The 1,025-nt window shown below is 41.0% G+C and carries 1 protein-coding gene; it reads right to left on the reverse strand.

Annotated elements, in window-relative coordinates; all coding sequences use genetic code 11:
* Positions 1-22: 22 nt before the first annotated feature.
* A complete protein-coding gene (locus JMX95_RS13585; protein WP_109592813.1) occupies positions 23-670 on the reverse strand; it encodes a transposase in 648 nt (215 codons plus the stop codon).
* Positions 671-1,025: the final 355 nt, after the last annotated feature.

Raw genomic sequence — 1,025 nt, forward strand, 5'->3', positions numbered from 1 at the left:
GGTGTAATGGACAAAATTCATGCTATTTGAGTGACTTTGATAGTAGAAAGTCTTTAATAAACCGTAACTTACGCCTCTCATTTAGCCCATGATGACTGTGTAATTGTCGTTTGAGCTCACTGAATAACCCTTCAAGAGAATTTGTGGTATTAGGTACATCTAAATGCTCATATTCTTGATAAGTGAATAGCCAGTCGCTATTGGTTCTGAGGCTACGATAAGCACTTCTAAGACGCTTGTGGGTATACCATGTTTTACCAGTATCTTCATTAGTGCTACGTTCATTAAGATAGGCTTCATGAGTTAAATACCAATGATCTAAGCACTCTATGAAGTCGGATTTATTGAGCTGTTTTAGATTTGAAGCAAGCCCTCTCAGCTCAATGCTCGCGATATTCTTAGGACGACGAGTCAAGTAACGGGTCACTATTTGCAGTTGATGGAACTGACACATCTGACAAGGGATGCTAGTAAACAGGCTTCTAAGTCCTCGTCTGCCATCACAGGTGATGCTTTGTACATCAACGCCTAACGATGTTAGGTGATCCACCCCTTGCTTATAAGCGCTGTTGGTTTCATGACTCACTATCGCGTAAGAGAGAACGGCTTTAGTGGTGTTGTCCATAAAGACCATTAAACCAAACTTGCGACCAAAGTAGGTGGTGTCCATGATGATATTAGCAGTCTTAGGTCGCTTAACCTGATACTGGATACTGACTTTGTCTAGCCGTCTTTGGATAGTTTTAAGACTACAATTATATTTGTCAGCTAGCTGTTGGTAGGTCTGTTTACCTTGAGTATATTCTGTCCAAAGGGTTTGATTATTAAGTCTTGTACCCCCTAAAAACTGCCGTTTGCAAGCTAGACATTGGTACTGCTGTTTGCCTAGTTTGCGCCCATTCTTCTTGGTGTGTTTCTCACGACAAAAAGGGCAGTTTTTTGATTCATGGCGTTGATTCCTTGCAAATATAGACAGTATATAGCGTTAGACCCTACGCCAGCATGAATTTTGTCCATTACACCTA

The sequence above is a fragment of the Psychrobacter sp. NC44 genome (genome assembly GCF_904846655.1).
GTDB lineage: Bacteria > Pseudomonadota > Gammaproteobacteria > Pseudomonadales > Moraxellaceae > Psychrobacter.